General features: G+C 69.7%; 19 protein-coding genes and 1 pseudogene. 14 read left to right on the top strand and 6 right to left on the bottom strand.

Annotation, left to right across the window (positions count from 1 at the left end; all coding sequences use genetic code 11):
• Positions 1-82: 82 nt before the first annotated feature.
• Entirely contained in the window at positions 83-1,048 is a 966-nt protein-coding gene (locus tag AS857_RS20525; RefSeq protein WP_058044747.1) for an SDR family oxidoreductase, read from the bottom strand.
• Between the two features lie 170 nt (positions 1,049-1,218).
• On the opposite strand from AS857_RS20525, the gene AS857_RS20520 reads away from it, so the two are divergent.
• Positions 1,219-1,737 (top strand): DUF4240 domain-containing protein, encoded by a 519-nt coding sequence (locus tag AS857_RS20520; RefSeq protein ID WP_058044746.1) that lies wholly within the window; start codon positions 1,219-1,221, stop codon positions 1,735-1,737.
• An 8-nt stretch (positions 1,738-1,745) separates the two neighbouring features.
• Here AS857_RS20520 and AS857_RS20515 read toward each other — a convergent pair whose 3' ends face one another.
• Positions 1,746-2,240 carry a GNAT family N-acetyltransferase gene (locus AS857_RS20515; protein ID WP_058044745.1) on the bottom strand — a complete coding sequence of 165 codons (495 nt, stop codon included), beginning with the start codon at positions 2,238-2,240 and terminating at the stop codon, positions 1,746-1,748.
• A 63-nt stretch (positions 2,241-2,303) separates the two neighbouring features.
• Between AS857_RS20515 and AS857_RS20510 the strand changes: the two genes are divergently transcribed.
• Together AS857_RS20510 and AS857_RS20505 are read left to right on the top strand one after the other, a co-directional pair.
• On the top strand, positions 2,304-3,212 hold the full coding sequence (locus tag AS857_RS20510; RefSeq protein WP_058044744.1) for a TIGR01777 family oxidoreductase: 909 nt from the start codon (positions 2,304-2,306) through the stop codon (positions 3,210-3,212).
• Positions 3,213-3,385: 173 nt separating this feature from the next.
• Entirely contained in the window at positions 3,386-4,711 is a 1,326-nt protein-coding gene (locus AS857_RS20505; RefSeq protein ID WP_058044743.1) for an NAD(P)/FAD-dependent oxidoreductase, read from the top strand.
• 548 nt (positions 4,712-5,259) lie between these two features.
• Here the strand turns inward: AS857_RS20505 and AS857_RS20500 are convergent.
• Entirely contained in the window at positions 5,260-6,699 is a 1,440-nt protein-coding gene (locus AS857_RS20500) for an NsdA family TPR-like regulatory protein (RefSeq protein WP_058046943.1), read from the bottom strand.
• A 341-nt stretch (positions 6,700-7,040) separates the two neighbouring features.
• Between AS857_RS20500 and lipB the strand changes: the two genes are divergently transcribed.
• The 4 genes from lipB to AS857_RS20480 all read left to right on the top strand — a co-directional run bounded on the left by lipB (position 7,041) and on the right by AS857_RS20480 (position 10,171).
• On the top strand, positions 7,041-7,838 hold the full coding sequence (gene lipB, locus AS857_RS20495; RefSeq protein ID WP_058044742.1) for a lipoyl(octanoyl) transferase LipB: 798 nt from the start codon (positions 7,041-7,043) through the stop codon (positions 7,836-7,838).
• 143 nt (positions 7,839-7,981) lie between these two features.
• Positions 7,982-8,947 carry a lipoyl synthase gene (lipA, locus tag AS857_RS20490; protein ID WP_058044741.1) on the top strand — a complete coding sequence of 322 codons (966 nt, stop codon included), beginning with the start codon at positions 7,982-7,984 and terminating at the stop codon, positions 8,945-8,947.
• Between the two features lie 269 nt (positions 8,948-9,216).
• Positions 9,217-9,477, top strand: coding sequence for an SCO2195 family GlnR-regulated protein (locus tag AS857_RS20485; RefSeq protein WP_058044740.1), 261 nt, complete (start codon positions 9,217-9,219; stop codon positions 9,475-9,477).
• A gap of 10 nt (positions 9,478-9,487) precedes the next feature.
• Positions 9,488-10,171 (top strand): DUF4191 domain-containing protein, encoded by a 684-nt coding sequence (locus AS857_RS20480; RefSeq protein ID WP_058044739.1) that lies wholly within the window; start codon positions 9,488-9,490, stop codon positions 10,169-10,171.
• Positions 10,172-10,254: 83 nt separating this feature from the next.
• Here the strand turns inward: AS857_RS20480 and AS857_RS20475 are convergent, their stop codons facing one another.
• Positions 10,255-10,722, bottom strand: coding sequence for an RDD family protein (locus AS857_RS20475; RefSeq protein ID WP_079110529.1), 468 nt, complete (start codon positions 10,720-10,722; stop codon positions 10,255-10,257).
• A 329-nt stretch (positions 10,723-11,051) separates the two neighbouring features.
• Here AS857_RS20475 and glnA point away from each other — a divergent pair, with 329 nt between their 5' ends.
• The 4 genes and pseudogenes from glnA to AS857_RS20460 all read left to right on the top strand — a co-directional run bounded on the left by glnA (position 11,052) and on the right by AS857_RS20460 (position 16,682).
• A complete protein-coding gene (gene glnA, locus AS857_RS20470; protein WP_058044737.1) occupies positions 11,052-12,461 on the top strand; it encodes a type I glutamate--ammonia ligase in 1,410 nt (469 codons plus the stop codon).
• A 958-nt stretch (positions 12,462-13,419) separates the two neighbouring features.
• Positions 13,420-13,629 (top strand): annotated as a pseudogene (locus AS857_RS42415) (HNH endonuclease); the annotation flags it as partial.
• Positions 13,630-13,647: 18 nt separating this feature from the next.
• The gene (locus AS857_RS20465) at positions 13,648-15,330 is read left to right on the top strand and encodes a DEAD/DEAH box helicase (protein ID WP_058044736.1); all 1,683 of its coding nucleotides are present in this window, start codon (positions 13,648-13,650) and stop codon (positions 15,328-15,330) included.
• Between the two features lie 68 nt (positions 15,331-15,398).
• On the top strand, positions 15,399-16,682 hold the full coding sequence (locus tag AS857_RS20460; RefSeq protein ID WP_245700387.1) for a hypothetical protein: 1,284 nt from the start codon (positions 15,399-15,401) through the stop codon (positions 16,680-16,682).
• Positions 16,683-16,948: 266 nt separating this feature from the next.
• Here the strand turns inward: AS857_RS20460 and AS857_RS20455 are convergent, their stop codons facing one another.
• Positions 16,949-17,491 (bottom strand): NUDIX domain-containing protein, encoded by a 543-nt coding sequence (locus AS857_RS20455; RefSeq protein WP_058044735.1) that lies wholly within the window; start codon positions 17,489-17,491, stop codon positions 16,949-16,951.
• Between the two features lies 1 nt (position 17,492).
• Positions 17,493-18,848 carry an NsdA family TPR-like regulatory protein gene (locus AS857_RS20450; RefSeq protein ID WP_058044734.1) on the bottom strand — a complete coding sequence of 452 codons (1,356 nt, stop codon included), beginning with the start codon at positions 18,846-18,848 and terminating at the stop codon, positions 17,493-17,495.
• 252 nt (positions 18,849-19,100) lie between these two features.
• Here AS857_RS20450 and AS857_RS20445 point away from each other — a divergent pair, with 252 nt between their 5' ends.
• The 3 genes from AS857_RS20445 to AS857_RS42120 are packed head-to-tail and all read left to right on the top strand — an operon-like array spanning position 19,101 to position 22,502.
• Positions 19,101-19,286 (top strand): hypothetical protein, encoded by a 186-nt coding sequence (locus AS857_RS20445; RefSeq protein ID WP_058044733.1) that lies wholly within the window; start codon positions 19,101-19,103, stop codon positions 19,284-19,286.
• Position 19,287: 1 nt separating this feature from the next.
• Positions 19,288-20,454: a hypothetical protein gene (locus AS857_RS20440; protein ID WP_058044732.1), complete on the top strand. Its 1,167-nt coding sequence runs from the start codon at positions 19,288-19,290 to the stop codon at positions 20,452-20,454.
• Positions 20,451-22,502 (top strand): lactate/malate family dehydrogenase, encoded by a 2,052-nt coding sequence (locus AS857_RS42120; protein ID WP_338058272.1) that lies wholly within the window; start codon positions 20,451-20,453, stop codon positions 22,500-22,502. Before AS857_RS20440 ends, AS857_RS42120 begins: the two co-directional genes overlap by 4 nt.
• The last annotated feature ends 69 nt before the right edge of the window (positions 22,503-22,571 follow it).

The following is a 22,571-nucleotide window of genomic DNA, read 5'->3' as shown; positions in this document are numbered from 1 at the left end:
CTGCTCAGCCGGTCCGGCGTTCGAGGACACCGCGCGTTCAGCGCGGCGGGGGCAGGGTCCGCCGCGGCCCCCCGCTCCACCGTCAGCGGTAGTCCGCCTCCTGGGGCTCCTCCCCCGCCTCCAAGGCGGTGATGTACCCCCACGCATCCGGCTGCGTCCCGTCGGTGTCGGTGAACCCGTAGACGCGGGCCAGCTGTCCGCTGGACAGCGACTGCCCGTTCCACCGCGCCACCTCGGGGTCGGCGGCGAGCGCGGCCACGGCGCGCCCGACGTAGGCCGGGCTCTCCGAGATGCAGAAGTGCGGGTCCTCCCGCAGGGCGTCGCGCCAGGTCTCCTCGGTCACCTTCTTGTACGTGTCCAGCATCGCCTCCGACCGCAGGTATCCCGGCGTGAGGCAGACCGCGGTGCACCCGAGGTCCCGGAGCTCCTCGGCGAGCCCCACAGCCATGCGGATCGGCGCGTACTTGGCGAGGTCGAAGGCGAGGTGACCGCGGTAGTTCGCGTTGTACCCGGCCGTCCCGTCGGTCACCTCGACCACCAGCCCGCCGGGCCGCCGCGTCAGCAGCGGCAGCGCGAAGCGGCTGGTGATCAGGTGGGAGTCGATGCCGAGCCGCAGGATGCGCAGGTCCGCGTCCAGGTCGTGCTCCCACATCTTCCTGCTGAAGGCGTCGGGGAAGCCGACGAGGTGGTCGCCTCCCCACAGGCCGTTGACGAGCACGTCGAGCCGCCCGTGGTCACGGTCGATGCGCTGTACGAGCGCCTCCACCTGCGCCGGCTCCAGGTGGTCGGTGGGGACGGCGATCCCCGTCCCCCCTGCCCCGGTCACCAGCTCGGCCGTCCCTTCGACGGTCTCGGACCGCCCGACCTCGCTGCGGTGGCCGCGCGTGGTCCGGCCGGTCACGTAGACGACCGCACCGGCCCTGCCGAGCTCGACCGCCATCGCGCGGCTCGCGCCGCGGGTGGCCCCCGCCACGAGCGCGACCTTGCCCGCGAGCGGCCGGTCGTCCTGCGCCTGAGCCTGCGTGCGCCTCTGCGTCTCCGTACCCATGTCCTCGGGTCTCCTCTCCTCGGTACGGTCGTGACCCTGTCACCGAAACAAGACACCCTCTGTCCTGTTTCACACGTCACACCGCGCCCGGTGGCACGCCCCGATAACGAGACGGCCGCATCCGCCCCGCTCCGCGTGCGGGGGCCGGTGCTTGGCCCGATGCTGGTGGCGTGGACGAGACGGAGTTCTGGGAACTGATCGACACCACGCGCGAGGCCGCCGAGGGCGACGCCGAGGACCAGGCGGACCTGCTGGTCGAGCGGCTGATGCAGCTCGACCCCGAGCGCGTGGTGGACTTCGCCCGGCACTTCGAGTCCCGCTACAACCGCGCCTACCTGTGGGACCTGTGGGGCGCGGCGGCGGTCATGCTGAACGGCGCGAGCGACGACGTCTTCGACTACTTCCGGTGCTGGCTGATCGGCCAGGGCCGGGAGGTGTTCGAAGGGGCGATGCACGACCCGGACCGGCTCGCCGAGCTCCTGGAGGACTTCGACGAGGAGGTCGACGGGGACGGCGAGGACCTCGGCTACGCGGCCGACGAGGCGTACGAACAGCTCACCGGGGCCGAGACCCCGGACCTGGGGCTGCCCGACCAGCCGGCGGAGCCGCTCGGCACGCCCGTCGACCCGGAGGACGAGGCGGCGCTCGCCGAGCGGTTCCCCGCGCTGTGGGAGCGCTTCAGGGAGTAGGCGCGTGCTCAGGGGGTGAGGGAGCGCCCCATCAGCACGTCGTCCACGTAGCCGCCCTCCAGCAGGAACTCCCCCGGCAGCACGCCCTCCACGGCGAAGCCCTCCGAGGCGTACAGGCTCCGGGCGGGCGAGTTGTGCCCGAGCACCCGCAGCGTGAGCCGGACCGCCCCCTGCCGCAGGGCCTCCTCGCCCGCCGCGCGCAGCAGCGTCCGGGCGACGCCCTGCCCGCGGAAGTCGTCGTCCACCGCGAGCCCCTGGATCTGGCGCACGTGGGCGTTGCAGGCGAGCGGCGTGGGCACCACGAGCCGTATGTAGCCCGCGAGCCGGTCGCCGGCCTCGGCCACCAGGATGTGCTCCGGCCGGTTCCGCTCGGTGAAGAACGGTTCGTACGGCGGCTCGGGCCGCGGCTGCACCGCGTGCAGGGGGGACCACGTGCGCCGGTCCAGCTCGGCGAGGACTGTGCCGTCGGCCTCGGTGGCCGGACGGATGATCGGATTCACCATGGGGCCACTGTGCCAGGCGCGCCCCGCGACCCCTCTGCCATTTTTTCGGGACCCGGGGGCAGGATGAGGCGTATGCGGATCGCGATCACCGGTTCCACCGGGCTCATCGGCACGGCGCTCGTGCGCTCCCTGCGGGCGGACGGCCACGAGGTGGTACGCCTCGTGCGGCGCGAAGCCCGCGCGCGGGGCGAGGTCTCCTGGGACCCCCTGCGGCAGACCGTCGACACCTCCGGCCTCGCCGGCTGCACGGGCGTGGTGCACCTGGCGGGCGCGGGCGTCGGCGACCACCGCTGGACGCCCTCCTACAAGAAGGAGATCCGGGACAGCCGCGTCCTCGGCACCGCCGCGATCGCCGAGGCCGTCGCCTCCCTCGACACCCCGCCGCGCGTGCTCGTCAGCGGCAGCGCGATCGGGATCTACGGCGACACCGGCGACCGGCTCGCCGACGAGGGCACCCCGCCCGGGCAAGGCTTCCTCGCCGGCGTCTGCCAGGAGTGGGAGGACGCGGCCGCGGCCGCCGCCGAAGCCGGCGTACGGACCGTCTTCGCGCGCACCGGGCTGGTCGTGGCCCGCGAGGGCGGCGCGTGGGGCAAGCTCTTCCCGCTCTTCCGGGCGGGCCTCGGGGGGCGCCTCGGCAACGGGCGGCAGTACTGGAGCTTCATCGCCCTGCAGGACCACGTCGCCGCGCTCCGCCACCTCCTGGAGGCCGACGACGTGGCCGGGCCCGTCAACCTCACCGCCCCCCATCCGGTCACCAACCGTCAGGTGACCGAGGTGATGGGGCGCGTGCTGCACCGCCCGGCGCTCCTCCCCGCGCCCGCCCCGCTGCTCCGGCTGGCCCTCGGCGAAATGGCCACGGACGTGCTGGGCAGTCAGCGGGTCGTGCCCCGGCGGCTGCTGGACTCCGGGTTCTCCTTCACCTTCCCGGACGTCGAGAGCGCCGTACGAGCGGCGCTGGCGGACACACACTGACCACGGACCGCGCACGCGGCCGGCGGCCGTGCTACCCACCGTGCGACCGTGCCCTGTCCGTGCGCGACTGTTATTGACCGAATTTCTCTCTACGGTCAAGTCAAATCGCGCATCGCCACGGCCCGTTGAGGGCATCAGGGCACCGAGCGAGCGGACCGAACCCGGGAGGGCACGTGCTCAGCAGCGCACGCGACACCGCTATCGACGCCGACATCGTCATCGTGGGAGCCGGCCTCGCCGGGCTCTCGGCGGCGCACCGGCTCACGGCCGCAGGGGTTACGGTCGCCGTTCTGGAGGCCGCCCCCCACGTCGGCGGGCGGATGGCCACCGACCGGGCCGACGGCTTCCGGCTGGACCGCACGGCCCAGCTGCTCAACACCTCCTTCCCGGAGCTCCTCCGCACCCCCGGCCTCGACGCGCTCACCCTGAAGCCGTTCACGCCGGGGGTCCTCGTCCACGCCGACGGGCGCAACCAGCGCACGGCCGAACCCCGGACGGCCAAGCGCGCGTTCACCACGGCACGGGCCCTCGCGACCGCGGCGCGCGCGTCCCGGGCCGGCGGCCTCGACCAGGCCCGGCTGGGCACCGCGCTGGGCCGCCTCGCCGCCCTGCCCGCCCACCGCGTCCTCGCCCGGCCCGACCGGCCCACCGCCGAGACGCTCGCCGGCCGCGGCCTGCCCGCCCGCACCGTCGAGGTGTTCCTGCGGCCCCTGCTGGCGTCCCTGCTGTGCGATCCGGAGCTGACCACGTCCAGCCGCTGCGCCGACCTCGTCCTGCGGGGCTACGCGCGCGGCCGCCTCTGTCTGCCGGCCGGCGGGGCCGACACCGTACCGGCGCTGCTGGCGGACCTGCTGCCGCCCGGCACGGTGCGCACCGGCGTCCACGCCAAGGCCGCCTGCACCACCTCCGTGACCACCGCCGAGCACGGCGTCCTGCGGTGCCGCTCGGTCGTCGTGGCCACGGGTGCGCGCGCCGCCGCCGAACTCATCCCCGGCCTGCGGCTGCCCGGCTTCCACCCGGTGACCGTGCTCCACCACACCGCGGACGAACCGCCGCTGCGCGAGGCCTCGCTCATCATCGCCGCGGGCCGCCGCGGGCCGGTCGCCCACACGATGGTGACCAGCGAGGTGGACCCCTCGCGGGCGCCCGCCGGGCGGCCCCTGATCACCTCGACCGTGCTGGGCGCGGCCGCGGGCCTGCCCCTCGCCGAGCTCGACCGCGCCGCGCGCGCCCAGCTCGCCCGCGTCTACGGCGCCCCGGCCGCCGACTGGCAGCTCCTCGCGGCCCACCACGACCCGGAAGCGGTTCCGGCCATGCCGGCACCCCACGACGTGCGCCGCCCGGTGCGGCTGCTGTCGGGCCTGTACGTCTGCGGCGACCACCGCGACACCAGCACGGTCCAGGGAGCACTGTTCTCAGGCCGAAGGGCCGCGCTGGCAGTCCTACGGGACCTGGGCATCCGGGCCCCACAGGACACGGAGGAACTGCAGGCGGCATAGCCGGGCCGAGCCCGGCACGGCACCGCCGGTCACCTCCGGTGGGGGTTGCTCGCCGCGGCGGCGGGATGATCTTGCCTGCGACAAGAGGCCGCCTGCCGCAGGAAGGAGGCCCCACCGCCCGGCTCCTCCGGTCGGGTTGCCCGCCGCGGCAGGCGGGTCGGTCTCGCCTGCGGCAAGAGACCGCCCGCCGGAGGCAGCGCCCCGGAGCCCAAGAGGCCTGGCCTCTTGAACCCGCCGCGACGGCGCTCAGCCCCCACCGGGGACCCCGGCGGTGCCGAGCACCGGAGGCCGGAACCCCACCACCGAGCACCTCCGGTCGAGGCTGCTCGCCGCGACGGCGGATCGATCTTGCCTGCGGCAAGAGGCCGCCTGCCGCAGGCAGGACACCGGAGTTCAAGAGGCAGAGCCTCTTGAACCCGCCGCGACGGCGCCCAGCCCCCACCGGGGACCCCGGCGGTGCCGAGCGACCCCTGGCCGAGCCGACGTATCAGCCCCGCCGCAGGCGAACCCGGCGGCGCCGCGCCCACCCGGCCAGGGGACCCCGCAGGCTAAAGCGCCGCCACCTTCTCCCGGTACGCCCGGACCGCCGCCGCGTCCCGGTACGGCTCCAGCCTCCGCTCGAAGTCGCGGATGTACTCCAGCGCCCGCACCGACCGCATCTCGGCCGCCGCCTGCGCCGCCTCCGCGCCCAGCTGGCACGCCTGCTCCAGCTCGCCCAGGCCCAGCCGCGCCGTGGCCAGCACCACGCGGCAGAAGAGCCTGCTGCGGGCGTACGCCTGGCTGCGCAGCTGCAGGGAGCGCTCCGCGTGCTGCGCGGCGGCCCGGTACTGCTGGAGGTCGCGGTGGCAGTGCCCGAACTCGTCCGCCAGCTGGGCCTCGTCGAAGAACCGGGCCCAGTACGGCACGTCGTCCCCCGGCCGGGAGGACTCCAGCGCCCGCTCCGCCCGCGCCAGCGACGCCGAGCAGGCCCGTACCTCGCCGAGGACGCCGTGCCCGCGCGCCTCCACCGCGTGCAGCAGCGACTGCACGACGGACGGGGCGCTGGACCCGATGCCCTGCTGGGCGACCCTGGCCAGCTGCACCGCCTCCCGGCCGTGGCCGAGATAGACGGCCTGCCGGCTCATGGTGACCAGCACGTAGCTGCCGTAGGCGCGGTCCCCCGCGGCCTGGGCGAGCCGCAGCGCCTGGACGAAGTACCGCTGCGCCAGACCGTGCGCGGCGATGTCGTACGACGTCCATCCGGCGAGCCGGGTGAGGTCGGCGACGGCGGCGAAGAGCCGCCGCCCCGTCGCCTCCCCGTACGTGCCGCGCAGCATCGGCTCGGCCTCGTGCTCCAGGTAGCGCACGAGGGCCTGGCGGGCGTGCCCGCCGCCGTAGGCGTGGTCGAGCGTGCGGAAGAGCTCGCCGACCGAGCGCAGCGCGGCGATGTCGCCCATCGAGACCCGGCCGCCGGGGCCGCGCTCGACGTGCCGCGGGCGGGGCGGGTGGCCGCGCCCCTGGGCGGGCACGCGGCCGCCCTCGGAGGCGGGGGCACCGCGGGCCACGCGCTCGTCGGCCCGGCCGATCAGCCAGTCCCGGCTGGGCACCACCAGCCCGGCCGGGGTGAAGGCGATCTTCCGGAGCTCGGTGTGGCTGCCGGAGTCCTTGCGCCAGAGGCCGCTGACGATGTCGATGGCCTCCTCCGGGGACGCGGCGAATTCGAGCCCGGCGTACACCGGGGCGCAGGCGTCCAGCCCCAGGTCCTGCGCGGACAGCCGCCGCCCGAGCCGCCGGGTGAACACCTCGGCGATCAGCGCCGGGGTGGTGCCCCGGGGCTGCTGGCCGCGCAGCCAGCGGGTGACGGACGTCTTGTCGTAACGCAGGTCGAGGCCGTGCTCAAGCCCTAACTGATCGACTCGCCGAGCCAGCCCTGCGTTGGAGAAGCCCGCCTCCGCGATCAACGCGGCGAGCTGACGATTGGGGATGCGCTGCGGGGGTCGTTCCGTCATCAGCCTGCCGGTCTCCCTGATCTCGTTCTGGAACGGCGCGAACTTAGCGGTCCTCAACGCCCTGATCGCTCCCTTCGCCCCGCATTCATCCGATCGTGTGAGGACAGATCAAATACACCCGGAGGGCGGTCCGGACCCCACCGGCCCTCCGCCCGCGGCGCCCCGCCCGCCTGCGGCGATGTCCGCGGACCGCCGTACAGTGGCAAGGGCGCGTCGAGAGCGTGGGAATTCACGCGAGATGCACCCATACGCGCCATACGCGCCACCTGCGCGCCCTCACCGGGGGCGTACGGGGGCACGGCACAGTCGGAGCAGAGTCGAAGAGGAGCTGAGGAGCCGCCGTGAATGAGCTGCGCTTCGTCCACCTGGGCTTCGGGGCGGACGCCGTCGAGTATCAGGAGGCTTGGCAGGAGCAGCGCCGGGTCCACGCCGCCCGGTTCGCGGACGAGGTCCCGGACACCTGCCTGCTGCTGGAGCACCCGGCGGTCTACACCGCGGGACGGCGCACGGAGGACAGCGAGCGCCCCCTGGACGGCACGCCCGTCGTCGACGTCGACCGCGGCGGAAAGATCACCTGGCACGGCCCGGGACAGCTCGTCGGCTATCCCATCCTCAAGCTCCCGCGCCCCGTGGACGTGATCGCCCACGTCCGCCGGCTGGAGGAGGCGCTCATCCGCGCCTGCGCCGAGCTGGGCCTGGAGACCACGCGCGTCGAGGGCCGCAGCGGCGTCTGGGTGCTGGGCGACCCCGTCGAGCAGCGCCCGGCCATCGGCGGCCTGTCCCTGGACTTCGACCCCCGGCTGACGGACGAGGAGTTCGACCCCCGGCTGAACGGCCCGGAGTACGCCCCTTCGAACGCCGGCCAGCGCCGCGAGGACCGCAAGCTGGCCGCGATCGGCATCCGGATCGCCAAGGGCGTCACGATGCACGGCTTCGCGCTGAACTGTGATCCTGACAACACCTGGTTCGACCGGATCGTGCCCTGCGGCATCCGGGACGCCGGCGTGACCTCGCTCTCGAACGAGCTGGGCCGGCGGGTGTCCGTGGCCGAGGTCCTGCCCGTGGTGGAGAAGCACCTGCGGGAGATCCTGGAGACGGCGGAGCCGCTGCCGCGGGTCGTGGAGACCGCGGCGGGCTAGCCGGGCCGGCGCCGGCCGGTGGGGGCCGTGGGGGGAATGTGGCCCGGGTTCCATGAGTTGCCTTGGGCATACGAGTAAGAGCGTAGGAAATATCGGGCGTACCCTGGTGTCCGCCGAAGAATCGAAGCCATAGGGAGCCGGACGTGTCGGCAGTCGCACCCGACGGACGCAAGATGCTGCGCTTGGAGGTCCGGAACGCCCAGACCCCCATCGAGCGCAAGCCCGAGTGGATCAAGACCCGGGCGAAGATGGGCCCCGAGTACACCGAGCTGCAGGGCCTGGTGAAGCGCGAGGGTCTGCACACCGTCTGCCAGGAGGCGGGCTGCCCCAACATCTACGAGTGCTGGGAAGACCGCGAGGCGACGTTCCTCATCGGCGGCGACCAGTGCACCCGGCGCTGCGACTTCTGCCAGATCGACACCGGCAAGCCCCAGGCCCTGGACCGTGACGAGCCGCGCCGCGTCGGCGAGTCGGTCGTCACGATGGACCTGAACTACGCCACGATCACCGGCGTCGCCCGCGACGACCTGGCGGACGGCGGCGCCTGGCTGTACGCCGAGACCGTGCGCCAGATCCACCTGCAGACCGCCGGCCGCGAGGCCGGCCGCACCAAGGTCGAGCTGCTCGCGCCGGACTTCAACGCGGTCCCCGAGCTGCTGGACGAGGTCTTCGCCTCGCGCCCCGAGGTCTTCGCGCACAACGTCGAGACCGTCCCCCGGATCTTCCGCCGCATCCGCCCCGGCTTCCGCTACGAGCGCTCGCTGGAGGTCATCACCAAGGCCCGCGAGGCCGGCCTGGTGACCAAGTCCAACCTGATCCTGGGCATGGGCGAGGAGCGGGCCGAGGTCACCGAGGCCCTGCGCGACCTGCACGAGGCGGGTTGCGAACTCATCACGATCACCCAGTACCTGCGGCCGTCGCCGCGGCACCACCCGGTGGAGCGCTGGGTGAAGCCGCAGGAGTTCGTCGAGCTGAAGCAGGAGGCCGAGGAGATCGGCTACGCCGGCGTCATGTCCGGCCCCCTGGTCCGTTCGTCGTACCGCGCCGGCCGCCTCTACCAGCAGGCGATGGAGCGGCGCGCGGCGGCACCCTCCGCCCAGGCGGTCTGACCGGCTCCGACCTGCAGAGACGGCCTCCCGGCACGGCATTGGACGCGGCCCGCATCACCCCCCGTACGACGGTGGGGACGATGCGGGCCGCGTCAACGTTTCATAGGTGTTTGACCGAGAGGTCATGCGTTGGTAACACCGTTCGGTGACGATAGGGGCACGCACAGCAGTTCCCATGCACGGCGTTTCCCAGCACACTTCTCCGTCGGTACGCACCGCCAGCCCCCCGCTGCCCAATGATTCACTTCCGCTCCCGAGGGGACAACGACATGCAGGCCGCGCCCGCCCAGGCAGCGATGGCGACAGCCACCCGCGCCGCTTCCACCCTCCCCGCGACGCTCTCCGTCCGGCCCCCGTCCGTCACCGGGGCCCTGCGGGCCCTGGAGGGGCTGCTGATGCGCGGCGGCCAGCGCACCGCCCGGCGCAACGCCTGGACCGCGGTGCTGGAGGACCGCCGCCGCGCCAAGGACAGGCGCGAGGCGCAGCACGTGCTGGAGGCCGTGGCGGCCCCCGGTCCGCAGGCGACGTAAACTTCGCCTTATGGCGAGGAAGGCAACACCTGAGAAGCAGGGGCGACTGCAGCAGATCGTCCTGTCGTACAAGATGACGCGAGAGGCTGACCCGAAGGTCGGTCTCGTCGTCGCTGCCGTGGGCATCGTGACCCTCGGTGTCCTGCTCGCCGTGGGCTTCGCGATCGGCCACCCGGTCTACCTGGGCCTTCTGGGCGTCCTGCTGGCGTTCCTCGCGATGGCGATCGTCTTCGGCCAGCGCGCCCAGCGCGCCTACAACAGCAAGATGGAGGGCGTGCGGGGCGCTGCCGCATCCATCCTGGAGCAGCAGATGGGCCGGCAGTGGACGACCACGACCGCCGTCGCCTTCAACCGTGACGAGGACATGGTCCACCGGGCCGTCGGCAAGGCCGGCATCGTCCTCATCGGCGAGGGCAACCCCGGCCGGGTCAAGGGCCTGCTGGCGGCCGAGAAGCGCAAGATGGCGCGCATCGTGACGGACGTCCCCGTGCACGACTTCATCATCGGCAACGGCGAGGGCCAGCTGCCGCTGAAGAAGATGCGCACGACGCTGGCCAAGCTGCCGCGCGTGGTCCCCGGCGACAAGGTCACGGCGACCACCGACCGCCTGCGGGCGATGGGCGATCCCATGAAGAACATGCCGATCCCGAAGGGCCCGATGCCCAAGGGCATGCGGGCGCCGAAGGGCCGCTGAGGCGCGGACGGCGGGAAATCGAAGAGGGCGGGGCGGATCCTTTCGGATCCGCCCCGCCCTCTTTGTGATGTGTGTGCGGTCGGTCAGATCCGCACCTGTACGGCGCGGGCGAGGCGGTCGTGCAGGCCGCGGGTGTCGCGGTCCCAGATGACGGCCGGGATGACGACGGCGAGGAGTACGCTGCGGAACAGGACGCGGGGCAGCGAGAGGCGTCCGCCGCCCTCGCTGACGACGCGCAGCCCGAGGAGGCGCTTGCCGGGGGTGCAGCCGACCGTACCGACAGTGACGACACTGAGTACGAAGAAGATCAGCAGGGCCCAGTTGCCCGTCTGCTGGGGCTTGCCGTCCGCGAGGAGGGCGTAGGCGATGAGCATGCACAGCGCCCAGTCGATGAAAACGGCGCCGAAGCGCCGTCCGAGCGGGGCGATGGAGCCGGGCCCGTCCGCCGGGAGCCCGAGGCGCTCACCCCGGTGCCCGAAGTCGACGCCCATCTCCTCGGCGGCCGCGCGCGGGCCGGAGAGCCATGAGCCGATTGCTTGCCTGTTGTCCACCCGTCCAAGGTACTGCGCCCGCATTCGTTCCCTTCGGCCCGGGGTCGCACGTCCGTGTGACGCACCGGCCCCGCCACCGTATGCCGTATCCGCTTCCGCATCCGTTTCCGTATCCGCCCCACGACCGTGTTTCAGAGCACGTACCGGCCGCATCCCGGTTAACCTCGGCGAAACAAATGGGTCATGCCCGGGAAATCCCGTCTCTCTAGGGTCGGCCCCAGCGCGCACCACTGCATGGGAACTGCATCTGCGGAGCCTGCACGAATCCGCACAGGGACCGCGCCACCGAAACAACCCCGGCCGTTCACGGGCGGGCTAGGAGGAGTTGGATGTTCCAGAACGGCGACGACGCCAAGAAGTTCATCGCGGACGAGGACGTCAAGTTCGTCGACGTCCGGTTCTGCGACCTGCCCGGCGTGATGCAGCACTTCACGATCCCGGCTGCGGCGTTCGACCCGGCCGAGGAGCTGGCCTTCGACGGCTCCTCGATCCGCGGTTTCCAGGCCATCCACGAGTCCGACATGGCGCTGCGCGCGGACCTGTCGACGGCTCGTGTCGACCCCTTCCGCCGGGACAAGACGCTCAACATCAACTTCTTTATCCACGACCCGATCACCGGCGAGCAGTACAGCCGTGACCCGCGCAACATCGCCAAGAAGGCCGAGGCCTACCTCGCCTCCACGGGCATCGCGGACACCGCGTACTTCGGCCCGGAGGCGGAGTTCTACGTCTTCGACAGCGTGCGCTTCAACACCGCCGCGAACGAGTCCTTCTACCACATCGACTCCGAGGCCGGCGCCTGGAACACCGGTGCGGTCGAGGACAACCGCGGTTACAAGGTCCGCTACAAGGGCGGCTACTTCCCGGCCCCGCCGGTCGACCACTTCGCCGACCTGCGCGCCGAGATCTCCCTGGAGCTGGACAAGGCCGGCCTGCAGGTCGAGCGCCAGCACCACGAGGTCGGCACGGCCGGCCAGGCGGAGATCAACTACAAGTTCAACACGCTGCTCGCCGCCGCCGACGACCTGATGCTCTTCAAGTACATCGTGAAGAACGTCGCCTGGCGCAACGGCAAGACCGCCACCTTCATGCCGAAGCCGATCTTCGGCGACAACGGCTCCGGCATGCACGTCCACCAGTCCCTGTGGACCGGCGGCGAGCCCCTCTTCTACGACGAGCAGGGCTACGCGGGCCTCTCGGACACCGCCCGCTACTACATCGGCGGCATCCTCAAGCACGCCCCGTCGCTGCTGGCCTTCACCAACCCGACGGTGAACTCCTACCACCGCCTGGTCCCCGGCTTCGAGGCCCCGGTCAACCTGGTCTACTCCCAGCGCAACCGCTCCGCCGCCATGCGCATCCCGATCACGGGCTCCAACCCGAAGGCCAAGCGCGTCGAGTTCCGCGCCCCGGACCCGTCCTCGAACCCGTACCTCGCCTTCTCGGCCCTCCTCCTGGCCGGCCTCGACGGCGTCAAGAACAAGATCGAGCCCGCCGAGCCGATCGACAAGGACCTCTACGAGCTCGCCCCCGACGAGCACGCGAACGTCCCCCAGGTCCCGACCTCCCTCCCGGCCGTCCTCGACGCCCTGGAGCAGGACAACGAGTACCTCCAGGCCGGCGGCGTCTTCACCTCCGACCTGATCGAGACCTGGATCGACTACAAGCGCACCAACGAAATCGCCCCGATCCAGCTCCGCCCGCACCCGCACGAGTTCGAGATGTACTTCGACATCTAAGAGGCGAGGCCGGGCGGCCTGGGCGGAAGCCCTGAAAACGTGCTGTGACCTGCGAAAACTCTTCTCAGCAGTTCTCGCTGTCACCGCCTACCTTCCACCCCCTTGTGCACCCGGTGTGCACCGCTCGACTAATCCCCTGACTTGATGTCAGGAATGACAGCGAGGGCCGCTACCCCCTAGTCGGGGTAGCGGCCCTCGCTCCTTGTCCAGACTCTGGATACAGTGGCGGCCTTCTTGGGTCTCCTAGTAATGAGCCAGGCCGGTGACCAGAGGCGATAGGTGCCGCAGGTCGCCGACCTGACCTTTTGGTGATGGCTGGCGATGGGGTGCAACGGTCTTGATCGGGCGTCTTGCGGACTGCGTGCGGACTGCCAGGACTGGCTCACGTGCCGCTGCAAGAGAGCGTGGACGGTAGGCCGGCCCCACACGGTCCGGCTGCCCGCCCAGGACTCACGTGATCATCAGCGAGTACCACTCGGTCCGTGCACCGACCGATCGAGGCTCGCAAGCACCACGAACCCATGATCGAAGGCGGTTGTGCCGCGCGGCACCGTTCTGGCAAGTCGGCGCCATGCACGAGACGTTTTGTCCAGCTTGCGACGGCTCTTGATACGTCCGCTCACGCCATCGCCATCGCTGCCCAGGCACACTCATCTCAGCCGAAGGCCCATCGCGAGGTGCTGCTGATAGCAACTCCTTGTGAGGACTGACAGCAAGATCGCTTCGTAGCGGGACGACGAGCCTGTCATGTCGCGTGGTCATGTTCGGTCATATATGAGGCGGTTAGTCCCGCACCGCAGGGCACCCCTGCCGGCCCGCCACCCGGCAGCGCAGGAACCGGAGTGGTACAGAAGACAGCGCCGCTCCCGCCTTGGTGATCCACAACTGGCAGGGTCGGCCCATCAGTTCCCAGACTTCCAGGGCCCGTTGTCAGACCTGGCGGATACTCTGCGGAGTTATGACAGGAGTCTCTGACGGGCCTCGTGACCGGCGGCGGGCGTTCAACAGCGATGAGCGCGTCGCGTTGTTCCTCGCCGCCGACGGGCAGTGCTCAGGATGCGGTCAAGAGCTGCCTCCGGGCTGGCACGGAGACCACGTGCAAGCGTGGTCCAAAGGTGGACCAACGGACGTCGTGAATGGGCAGGCGCTCTGCCCGGGGTGCAACGTGAAGAAGGGAACGACTTCTATGGCAGATGCGTTCGGACTGCGCGAGTGGCAGCAGGAGGCTCGTGAGCGCTACCACGGCCGTAATGGCGGCGAGAGCGGCAACTTCCTGGTCGTGGCCACTCCAGGAGCGGGTAAGACCACCTTCGCACTGACCATTGCTCAGGATCTGATCGAGCAGAGGACTATCAGTCGCCTCGTGGTGGTGGTTCCCACTGCACATCTGCGCCGTCAGTGGGCTGAAGCCGCCCACAAAAAGGGAGTGCAGCTCGACGATACCTTCGTGAACAAGAATGGGACCGTGGGCAGCGACTACGACGGCGTCGTGGTCACGTACCAGGCCGTAGCGTCCTCGCCGCTCCTGTGGCGCAAGTTGACTTCCGACCGCGCCCTCGTGGTCTTCGATGAGATCCATCACGCAGGCGACGGAGAGAACCTCATTTGGGGACAAGCCCTCAAGGATGCCTTCGAGCTCGCCACTCGCAGGCTACTGCTCTCCGGAACCCCGTTTCGTAGCGATGCAAAACCGATCCCGTTCGTGCACTACGAGAACGGTCGCGCCATGCCCGGGTACAACTACGACTATGGTATGGCCCTAGCAGACGGCGGCGTGGTGCGTCCGGCAGTCTTTCCGGCCATGGACGGTGAGTCCAAGTGGCGTCGTTCTGGCGAGCTGGCCACCACGTCCATCACTCTGGCCGAGACCGACGAGAAGACTGTCCCCCCTGCGCTGCGCGCAGCCCTTGATTGGAACGGAGAGTGGATTCCTTCAGTACTCACTGAAGCACATGCCGCCTTGACGCAGGCTCGAATCGACACCCCGGATGCAGGTGGCCTGGTGGTCGCCAGTGACCAGAGCGCTGCACGCGCCTACGCTGCGATTCTCGAACGAATTACGGGCGAGCGACCAGCTATCGCCGTGTCGGACGATCCCGAGGCATCCAAGGTCATCAAGGAATTTGCTGCCTCCAGTCAGCAATGGATCATTGCGGTGCAGATGGTGGCCGAGGGCGTGGATATTCCGCGACTCGCGGTAGGTGTATACGCCTCGCGTGTACGCACGCAGATGTTCTTTATCCAAGTGGTCGGGCGCTTTGTTCGGATGCGGGGCGAAGAGGATGAAACCACTGCACGAGTATTCATCCCGTCTATTGAGCCGCTTCTGTCGTATGCGAGAGACATTGAGAAGACCGTGGACGCGGTGCTGGCCGATGAGGAGAAGCGGGTCCGTGAGTCCCAGGAAGGTGACGACGATCCCGATAAACCTCCGTCACTGATCCCGACCATCGAGGTGATCGGATCCTCGATTGCAAGGCATCACGCCACCATCGCGAATGGTGAGGCCATCACAACGGAGGAGAAGGTTAAGGCCGAAGCTGTATTGAGTGCTGCCGGATCTGCCCTCCCGCGAAGTATGACTCCCGAAGCCGTTGCACTCGTTCTTCGCCTCGGTGGCCAAGCAACCCCTGTGCCCCACCAACGGAACGCGACGCCCACGCACGCGACACTCTCCGACCGGAAGAAGGATGTCCGGCTATTGATTAGGAGGAAGGTCAGCAAGCTGTCGATCATGAGGGGCGTCCCTCACTCGCACATCCACAGCGAAATGAACCAACATTTGGGCAACAAGGTCACCGATGCCCCGCTGGATTCGCTTTACAAGCGAGTTGACATGCTGGACGGCTGGTTGAAGGAGGAAGAATGAGCCGATCAGACGGTAACGCCGTGTTGGTCAACGTCCTAAGTTCGTCTGTCCGTTCCACTCTCAACGGGATGGAGACCGCCCCAGGCTTGATCCGGCGTGTGCTGGAAGAAGGATCGTGGCGACAGTTCACGACACCTCGGGGCGAGGAGGTTACACACAACACCTTCGAGTCGTTCGTAACCACGGCACCCACTGGCGGACTGGGGCGAACGCTGGATGACGTCGTGCGTCTCATCGGTGACGATGAGGACACACTCGACCTGCTCGCGCGAGCGCTTGACGTCCCGGTCGATAGCCTGCGTGAGCCTGAACGGCGGGCTGCTGAGATCGACCTGGTCCAGCGCGACGCACGCGACTTTGGTGCGTACACTCGCTCAGGAGGATGGCGCTTCGGCCTCTTGGTGGCTCGTAACGTCCAACCGGGCTCAGGGCAGGGGAAGAAGTCGGGATCTTCTCTTGACGAGAACAATGAGGTTACGAAGGTGTCGGCAAAGGATTTTGCTGACATGGCAGGAACAAAACCCTCTCGTGTGATGCGTTTCTACCGGGCGTGGGAGCGTGCGGCAGAGGCTCGTGTCGTTCCAGCCTCTGAGGATCTCGCCCCCGGTGTAGATGTCGAACTGCCCGATGGTGAAACGTGGAGTGAATATTTCACGAGCGCCGAACGCAGCACAGATAGGCGCCAGAACATTGCTGCGGAGGCCGAGGCGGCGGGCACCAGCTTCGTGGGGGCTCTCCACGTTGCCCATCATCCGAGCGACCTCCGGACTGCAATTCTCGCGGACGCAAAGACGGCAGAAGCTGCACGCGAAGCCTTGATGCAAAGGCTAGGGGAAGACCCAGAACTTCAGGCTGCCATGGCACGGACCGTAGCTGAAGTCCCTCAGCTGAAGAAGGCAGTGGCTGCAGAGACTAGGCGGACAGACCAGCTCGACTATGTCCGCAAGATCGCGGAGCAGGGGAATTTTAAAACCCCAGCGGGCCAGATCATCGAAGCCTCCGTTGAGGTGAAATCCGAAGCAGAGCGCCAATTGGCACAAATTGAGCACTTGGCGGACGTCAACCCGGCTGAGTCAATCACTGAGGCGTACGAGACTGTCCAGCAGCTCATCGCCGAGTCGATCAAGGCTGACCCGGCAGTCAACATTCGGGAGCGTCAGGCCAGGTTCTACAGCAATGTACAGAAGGCTTCGAAAGCGTTCGAGCAACTGGATCTGAACGATTTGGCCGACATGTACGAGGCCGATATGGTCGAGAAATTGGAGAGCCTTCAGAGGAGCGTGGAGGCGTGCCTCGAAAGCCTCAGGAAGGCAGGTCCTCGTCCCGCCCTACGCGCAGTCGGTGGAGCGTGATGCCATCGTCCTGCAGGTGTCCGTTGTCGAAGTGAGTGCTTCGCTGGCGGGGCGTGCTCTCCCCGTGACGAGCATCGAGTATCACCACCTCAGCGGCGAGGTAGTGGTGGGGCCGAACCATGGCCGGATTCCGCTCGCCCTGCTGCGTGGCGCTGTGTTCCCTAATCAGCGCCACGTGGCAGAAGGCCCAGTCCAGCCTGCGGCGGCTTAACCTGAACTGCCAGCTGATGCAACCGTGCGGCGTGGAGCACCTCCCTCGCGAGCAATTAGGAGCCCTGTCCCCAGCCGTCCAGCGAGACTTGCGGACCGCCAGCCAGGTAATGGTGAAGAGCCCTGGCGGTGGTATCGACGAATTCCTCTGGGACGGCGTCTACGCCCACCCACTGCACCTGGGCGTGCTTCTTCGGTTCGCGATTTTCGGGTTCACCGGCCCACTCGTGGGTGACGAAGACGACCGTGAGAAAGCCGTTCGGGGCCTCCACGCCCCAGGCGCCGTGGATGACGTGGGCGACCTTGAGCGCTGCCGGCTTCACGGTCAGGCCGGTCTCCTCATACAGCTCGCGAACCGCCGTTTCGGTGATGGGTTCGCCGGGCTCGCTCTTGCCGACGGGGAGGTCCCACTTGCCCTTTGCGAATTTGGCCTGGTCACTGCGCTGGAGGAGGACCACGCGGTTGGTGGTCTTGTCGTGGACGATGACGGCGGCGACCAGCAGGGTCATGGATTCCAGGGCGGGCTTGAGCGCCTTGGGCTGGTCATCGGTTGTCGGCTGAGCCACGGGGGTCCCTTCGTCGGCCGGGTTGGTGGGCATGTTAGGCGAGCGCCTCCCGGGCGCGGCGGGCGAGATCGGCTGCGCCGGGCACTTTGCGCCGTTGGTAGATCACCAGGGTCGATCGGATGGAGGTGATCGCCTTGCGGGTGCGGTCGGAGGTCATGCCCTCCATCAGCGTGAGGGCCTGGTTCCAGGCGGCGACGGCCTCATCGGCACGGGCCTGGGCGGCGAGGCTGTCGCCGAGGTCGGCATAGGTGAGGGCGTGGACGCGCTTGTACTTCTCGGGATCCCAGCGGACGAGCGCATCGCGGTGCTGTTGCTCGGTACCGAGGTGATCGGCGAGGTCGGTGAGCGTACGGGCCGTGTGGCTTGCGACGGTGCCGGCGGCCGGCCCGCTGACGAGGGAGAAGCTGGGTTGGGGGCAGTCGTCGCGGAGCAGGGCGTCCTCGGCTGCGAGCAGGGCGCGGGCCGCTGCGGACCTCGCGTCGACTGCGGCGAAGGCGCGGGCGTGAGTGATGTGGAGCAGTGCCTCGGTCTGGCCGTCGACGTGGCCGAGGCCGCGGCTGAGGGCTCCTTCGACGAGGTCGACGCAGTGGTGGGGCTGCTTGAGGCTGAGGGCCTGGTGAGCGAGGGCGCGCATCATCCAGGCGGCGTGGCCGTGCGGGTCGGCTTCGCAGGCGAGCTGGTAGCCGACCTGGTAGTAGCGCTGGGCGGCGCCTTCCTGGCCGAGGTCGTGGTGCTTCCAGCCCGCGAGGTATGCCAGCTCTGCGACGGCGCCGAAGGCGGCACGGCGTAAGGCATCGGAGGGGAAGCGGGCGCGGAGCATGGGGGAGGCGGTGTCGGCGAGGTAGGCGGTGACGGTGGTGAGCCCGTGGCCACCGCCCAGGCGTTCGTCGGCCGCGCTGAACGCGGCGGTGATCTGGCGGACCACCTCGACGTCCTCCGACCCGACCAGGGACCTACCGGTGCGTGCGCGAAGCATGCGGGATGCCGCCTCGTGGTCGTAGGCCAGGGGCATCGCCACGCCTGCGGTGGTAAAGGCGGCCACAGCCAGGAAGCGGCGTCGCTCGACGTCGGCGCGGCCGAGGTCGGTCGCTGTGACGACGGGATCGGGGTCGTCGGGGACAGTGACTTCGGGGTCGCGCAGGCCGATCTCGGTGAGGGTGATGGTGCGGCCGGCCCTGCGCGAGAGAGCTTCCGCCAGGTAGTGACCGGTCTGACCAGTGGGCTGCCGGGTGCCGTTCACCCAGTGGGAGATCGCCGACTTGTTGGTTTGGATGATCTCGCCGTTCTCCGCAGCGATCCGGCGCACATCCCTGGCCAGCGCTTCGTACGTGCAGCCGATCGCGTCGATGACCTCGCGCAGACGGATATTGGGTCTGTTGGGTGCCGCCATGACCTCCTCCGTCCTGGGGCTGTAAACCGCGTATACCGCTTGGCCTCGCCTTCACCGTACCCACTGTGCGTGACCGCCGGTTCACTTAATCGCAGCCGCCTGGAACTGCCCGAACGCATCCTGGCTCTCCCCTCGGCAGCTCCCTGCCCGACTGACTGGCGGCCTATGAAGCCGCAGCGGGCCCCCGGCGCCCACCAGTTGTCTCCTCGCCGTGCCGGCGGCCCGCTGCATCCATTCCCGAAGGAGACGACGGTGACGTACAAGTCCCGTACAACCAGCGACAGGAAGCCCCGTGGCGACTGGCTGGGCGTGACGCTCGGCTGGATCTGGGCTCTCGGCACGCTCGCGGCGGCGAGCGGCCTGACCACCATCGTGGGCCATGACCTGACCCATCGCGCGGATGGTGTCGCGGCGGTGTCGTGGCCGGAGGTCCACTGAGATGGCGGAAACATCGAGCGCCTCCCTGGCGGCCGCGGATGTCTTCGCCTACGCGGACCGGCAGATCGAGCAGGCCGCGGCCAGGCTGTGGCCGGGGGCCGCGGTGCGGCTCGGGGTGCACACGCCGAGCGTGACGGCCTACGTCCGTCGAGTTCAGGTGGATGAGCGGGACCTGTTCGCCAAGGTCTCACTGCTGGGCCTGTCGCTGGTGTCGGTGCTGCGAGGTACGGCCGGGGACTGGGCCCAGGTCCGGGCCGCCCAGGCGGCTTACCAGGGCTCGCCGGGCACTCTGCTGGAGCGGGAAGCCCGGGGACTGGACATCCTGCGCGAGGAGGCCGGAGTGCTGGCCTGCCGCGTCGCCGGGCTCCAGAGTGGCGTGCTGTTCACCGAGCAAGTGACGGGCCCGACGCTGGCCGACCTGCTGGCCAAGGAGCCCCACCGCAGTGGCGAGCTGATGACCCGCGTCCTGGTGGAGCTAGCGGGTCTGCAGCGGCCCGCGATCGCCAAGTCCGTGGACGAAGTGGCGATCGTCGAACGGGGCATTGGGCCAACCTTTCACCGCAAGTTCAACGGCATCAGCGGCCCGACCTACCTGCGTAAAGCGGGGCAGACGGGTGAAGTGCTGGCGGGCATGGTGGGCAGACTGCGACGGCTGCGACCGGCTCCGGCGGCCGGGCGGCGGCCGGTGGTCTACGGCGACCTCAAGCCGGACCACGCGGTCTTCCCCGGTGGCCCCGAGGACCGTCCGGTCTTCCTCGACCCGGCCCTCGCCCGCGGCCGGCCCCAGACAGATGCGGCGAAGCTGGTCTCGCGGACGGTGCTGAACCTGGTCGCCTCACCTCCGGACCGGGCAGCGGCCAAAGCGGTTGTTGGCGGCATCGAGGTCTTCGTCGACGTGATGACCGCCGACCTCGGGCCCGACGAGCGAGCCGCATGGATCAAGCACCTGGTGGTGTTGTGGCTGATGGACACCACCAACATCCTCAGCACCTACCTGACCTGCCCAGCCAACCTGCCCTTGCCCGAGCACGCCGTCAAAATCACCCATCAGGCCATGTCGGTGTGCACCCTGCTCGACCGCACCACCGCGAACCTGCTCGCCGGGGCAGACCCGCGGGCGGTGTGGCGGCTCGCCCTGGCTGACGTGGCGAAGGCGGCCGACCGGTGACGCCACCGCTGACGCCACCGCCGGTCGGCGCGGTCGGAGTAATCGGCGCCGGAGCCGTCGGCCAGAGCGTGGCCATGCTGTTGGCCGCCGGAGGCTGGTGCGAGTCCGTCCGCATCGTCTCCCGCACCGGGCTCTCGGCCCGGGCCCTGGTGACCGATCTGGAGGACATGTGCCAGGTCACCGCCTCCTCCGTCCGGGCGGTCCACGTCACCGACGCCGGACAGCTCGCCTCCTGCGAAGCGGTGGTCGTCTGCCCGCGGGGCGATTTCACCAACACCACCCGCACCGACATCCGGATGGCCGGCCTGAACGCCAATGCCCCCGTCATCGCCGACCTCGCGCGGAAACTGGACCAGTACCAGGGACTCGTGGTCATGGTGACCAACCCCGTCGACGTCCTCACCCGCCTGTTCGCCGAGGTCTCCGGCTGCCCCCACGTGTACGGGGTCGGCTCGAACACCGACACCGCCCGCTACCGCCTCGCCCTTGCCCGCCTCCTGGACGTGCCCCCGCAGGCCGTGGTCGGCCACGTGATCGGCGAGCACGGCGACCAGGCCGTGGTGTGCGCGTCGGCTACCCGCGTCGGTGACCTGCCCGTGCCGGTGCCCCTGCGGCACGTCCGCGACGAGCTGAGCGACCGGCCCCGGCGGATCAACGCAGAGCTGGGCCGTACCCGCTGCGGCCCAGCCGGGGCGGTGATCGCTGCCCTCCGCGCAGGCCTGGGCCTGGACGACGCGGTTACGGAGTTGTGCGTCAACCACGAGGGGAGGTGGAGGGGAATTCCGTTGCGCTTCACCGCCGGAACCCCGACCGTGTGCCTCCCCCGGCTGGACGCCGCCGAGGCCCGTCAGCTGATAGCCGCCGACGCCAAGCTCCGTGATGCCTACGAGCCCCTGGCCCGCCTGTACCTCCCCGCGCACCCCCGACAGAAGGAGAAGACCGCAGTGCCTCAGACCGCTGTCCGTATCGCCACGGCCACCCAGGCCGCGACCGTCACCAGCAACAGCCCGGTGGTCACAGACTGGGCCCTTCGCTACTTCGGCCCCTGGTGGAATGCCACCAGCACCGCCCCGGACACCAACGCAGCAGTGATCACCGACGTCAACGCCGGCCGGGTCACCGAGATCGCCCAGCGCGTGGCCGACCACCCCCACGAGAAGACCGTCTACGCGAACTCGAACATGCTCTTCGACCAGGACGACGACGGCACCGTGGCCGCTTCCCAGCCCGACGAAAAGCTCGTCTACCGGGCCGAGCCCGGCGGGCCCCTGCGCATCTACGGGTGTGAAGACATTCCTGTCGCCCTGGCCACCGCACGGCTCACCCGCGAGGTCGTCCGCGGGCAGCTCCTGGCGGACGGCTGGTCGATCCTGCACGCCTCCGCCGTCGTCCGCGACGGGCAGACCGTGCTGACCCTGGGCGACAAGGGCGCAGGGAAGACCACCACCGCCCTCCTCCTGGCCCGTGCCGGCTGGCAGCTGCTGGCCAACGACCGCGTCTTCATCCGTCGCGAGGACGACCGACTGCGGGTCCTGCCCTGGCCGTCGGCAGCCGCCATCGGCCTGGGCCTCCTCGATGCCCTCGGCTGGTACGACCAGGTCCGCGAACGCGTCCAACGGGGTGAACAGCTCCACCCCACCCAGCACCAGAAGGTGACCGACGCCCTCCACTCCGGCAGCCGCACACCCCTGTGGAAGGAGTCCGGCAAGGAGCTGAAGCCGCAGTTCTTCCCCGACCAGCTTCACTCCTGGCTCGGCCTGACCCTGGCTACCGAAGGCCACTCGGCCCGCATCCTCTTCCCCCAGATCACCCCCGGAGCCGAACCCACCGTCCTGGACGAGGAGCGCACCGTTCGCGACGCCGACTTCTTCACCGCCGGTACCGAAGACCGCTACCCCGACGTCTTCGGCCTCCTGCCCTCCGACCTCCCCGACACTCAGCCTCTGCTCGAACTCCTTGGCGAACTTCCCCGGAACGTCCTGTCCCTGGGGCACGACGTGAAGGCAAACACCGACTTCCTCACCCGGGTCGCAGGCTCGACCGCATGAACGAACGATGGCGGGGATGCCCCACGGCATTTCCGCCATCGTCGCCATCAGAGAGATCAACTGCCTGGA

It is taken from the genome of Streptomyces roseifaciens, assembly GCF_001445655.1.
Lineage (GTDB): Bacteria > Actinomycetota > Actinomycetes > Streptomycetales > Streptomycetaceae > Streptomyces > Streptomyces aureoversilis.
Note: the sequence above shows the minus strand (reverse complement) of the source record. Positions and strands in the feature narration are given on the sequence as shown.